The 3,196-nt window shown below is 45.1% G+C and carries 3 protein-coding genes and 1 pseudogene; 3 read left to right on the top strand and 1 reads right to left on the bottom strand.

Annotated elements, in window-relative coordinates; translation table 11 throughout:
* The first annotated feature begins 149 nt into the window (after window positions 1-149).
* From H6G26_RS40170 to H6G26_RS40160, 3 genes and pseudogenes are all read left to right on the top strand, one after another.
* A complete protein-coding gene (locus H6G26_RS40170; protein ID WP_190737541.1) occupies window positions 150-581 on the top strand; it encodes a hypothetical protein in 432 nt (143 codons plus the stop codon).
* A 314-nt stretch (window positions 582-895) separates the two neighbouring features.
* Window positions 896-1,122, top strand: a pseudogene (locus tag H6G26_RS40165) (hypothetical protein); the annotation flags it as partial.
* Between the two features lie 2 nt (window positions 1,123-1,124).
* Window positions 1,125-1,820, top strand: coding sequence for a hypothetical protein (locus H6G26_RS40160; RefSeq protein ID WP_190737539.1), 696 nt, complete (start codon window positions 1,125-1,127; stop codon window positions 1,818-1,820).
* 266 nt (window positions 1,821-2,086) lie between these two features.
* On the opposite strand, the gene H6G26_RS40155 is transcribed toward H6G26_RS40160, so the two are convergent.
* On the bottom strand, window positions 2,087-3,196 hold a 1,110-nt coding region (locus H6G26_RS40155; protein WP_190737537.1), incomplete at its 5' end, for a Dyp-type peroxidase domain-containing protein.

Here is a 3,196-nt window from a genome sequence, read left to right as displayed (position 1 = left end):
TAAATCCCCGTTACAAAACTGTACTTCCGACTTCCGACTTCTTTAACTACTCTTCGCAGTTACTAGAACTGGGACTGCATCCAAAATAAGTCCGTAGCTTCTTTGTACAAGACTGACTTGATTGGAAAGAAAATACAGGAGGAAAGTTGATGAAAGCAAGTCTTAAAACGAGAGCAGCTTTGACAGCAGGCATAATGCTGGGTGGCATAACAATACTATCGCCGGGTGCAGTCCTTTCACAATCTGCTACCCCAGGTAACATTACAGGTCGGTGGGACATACAAGGAAATGCTTCTCCCGGTGTTCTCCGTATTACACAATCTGGCAATGGTTCTATCTCTGGCACAATTTATGGACAAGCAATTGAAGGCTTCTATGTCCCTTCCGTGCGTCGTCTTGTTTTTATACGCAGGGCCGGTACTGCAGTTACGAGCGCTCCATTTCAATTTTATGAAGGCTGGATTTCTATAAACGGCCTACGGATAGGAGGAGAATTTAAAGTGTGGAACACACAAAACGGCGCTTCTGCTAGTGGAGTTGATTTTAATTTTTCAGGAACTAAAGCCTCTGACTTCCCATAGGCAAAAGGGTTCAGTAAATTGATAGCCGTCCGCTCTATTCCTCTTAATGCGCGTGCTATTCTATCTCGCATTTTCTGCCCTGGACTGTCCGGGGTATTTTTATATACATACAGCTTCCTACTGGCAATACTCCGGACAGTTTGAAGTTGAGCCATTAGACAAGAAAGCTATCGATCCATTAGGGTGCTGATTAGAAAAAACTTGCACTCCTTACGATAGCTATATGGAAATTGTACAAAGTCTACTGGAAAAAATGGGCGATTTAGGCAAGCCCGGAGTTAAGGTAATGATGACGTTGTTTGCAACAATACTGATTACATGCTATGTCGGCAGAACTCTGGCTGGGGCAAAAGCCTATTTGTCGTCTGGAACCAATTCCTGCTTTGGGCTAACGGCTGGCAAAATCCGCGCCTATACAGATCAGGTATTGCAGGCTTTTGCAAAACAATACAGTGTTTCACTATATCAATATAAGGATATGTTTGAGATTAGCTCAAGCTACTGCCCAGTGCGACCCTGCCCATTAAATCCTGAATTGTAGCAATGACCACATACCACCAATTAACAATCTGGGATGTGCTTGATGAGTTGTCTGAATCTCCAGCAACATCCTCACTTGTACCGATGTGGGAATGTTTAGATGCGGAGCTAGAAAATTTACCCTTGGAGGCACAGTTATTAACCGCAGCGCTTGCCTTCAGTCAAATTGCGGATATTCTCAAGTCTCGTGCCGAAGTGCTGTTGCAAGATACCCGCGATCTCAATAGCCCAAAGGGGCCAATTGTTAGCACCGATCTCTTTGCTGGTCTAGTGCGGACAACAATGCACTTAGATTTAGATGATTTGATTGAACCGGAAACACCACAAACCTTTAAACCACACGGCCCACACCAATTTTCACATTTTACTGAAGAGGGTGATTCTGTAGCGGCACCCGTTGAGAAAGCGAATGTTTTGGCAATGCTCGATCAGGTGACAACTTTAGAAGATGTCCGGAATCTGGCATCAGATGAGGATGTGGAAAAATGGCAGAGCGCAATCGCTAACTACCTGATTAATGTCAAAGATGAGATTTCTTTAGTTAAACTGCAACGTGTGTTGCAAATGCCGATGGTAGAAGTATGGTTGGGATTATTGCTGGGTGGGTTTACATTAGAACAGCGTGGTGATTTTTATCACAACCATAATGTCTGGGTGAAAAGCTCTCCAATTATGACCAGCAACATCCTTGAGGGATGACGCTTTCAAAGCGGGTTGCTGAATTTATGCTTACAAAAGTAGAGACAGTGAACTTAAACAGAAAGTAGCTCTGTTGCTCGATTTCGGTTTTCATAGCAGCTATACCTAAGCAAAGTGCTGGGCATGAATATGTTTGCTCACGTTAGGGTTACAAAACAGAACATAGGCTCATGTTATGCTTTCAAAACCTGTTGATCTTGGTTGGGGGCCAGCCTCTGATACGGGGTCAAATGAGTATGTGCGGCCTGAACTGGTCGTTTGACGCCTTAAATGAAAATGCTTGCGCCAGGAAATAGCTCGTCCTCGACAACAGGTGGGACAAAAAAAATCGCAGCCGCACGTAAGCTTAAGAACCTATCCATACCAGGGAGTTGGTTCTTGGGGTCGCCACCAAAATTTGTACCACCAAGCCAATTCTGTTGTGTGAGCATTCTGAGCAACCGTTCCGGGGTATCTTGAAAACTGACAAAGTTCAACCCTGGGCGAAAGCCAGGAGCGCTATCGAGGGATTCGAGGAACTCGTAGCCTTGCCGGAAAATGCGGAGTGAATTGCGATCGCTTACTGGTGTGAGGTGATGGTTTGCCCTTTGGACATGACTTTGCTGTAGTATGGTTTCATTCACGCTGTCAGGTTCAAAGAAAGCTTCGTTGCCAGGGCTTGAAATATCCATCCTTCCCGTGACTGGGCAGCCTGTTTTTATCACTGGATTACCTGCACTATCAAGGGATACCAAAGGACAACCAGTTAATTTATCCCTACCTACCAATAGCTCTTGTTGTTGACGATTAAGCTTTCGCCAAGCCGTCAAGTCAACTGCAAGCCTCAGAAACGCCAAATAAGTGCCGCCTTCAATCCATTGCTCCTCAAACGGACGGGATTTGATTGTAATCGCACCTTCGCGTTCCGAGCTTTTCATGTTAGAAATGCCGTCATGAAAATCAATCCAGCTACGCCCATCATCGCGCCCAAACCCGTTGTAAAAGGCAGTCAAAAGTAACGGAGCCAAACCTGTAGCTTGGTCACTCATGTCTTGCAACGCTTTCCACGTCTCCACAACCGCACGATTGACCGCCAGTTGCGTTTCTGCAATAAATTGCACCGCAATTTCCTCAGTAGCAGGATTAGTTTTCACATCATCCGCATACCGCAGACCCGAACCAATCAGTAGCGGACCGCCTCCAGTTGGTAAAGGTGAGCGAAAAGCACCAAAATCTTTAATCTGACTGGGTAATTGGTGTTGAATATCCGGAAGTTTGAAGACATTTGCACCATAACCTACAAGAACTGTCAAATCACCAGTAGGAACGGTTTGTCCTGGCAAATCTGTTAGCTTGCCATTTTTTAAATCCTGATATATTTGCCAAAGCTTGCCAAA

The sequence above is a fragment of the Nostoc sp. FACHB-888 genome (assembly GCF_014696655.1).
GTDB lineage: Bacteria > Cyanobacteriota > Cyanobacteriia > Cyanobacteriales > Nostocaceae > Nostoc.
This window is presented reverse-complemented; position numbering and strand designations above follow the sequence as displayed.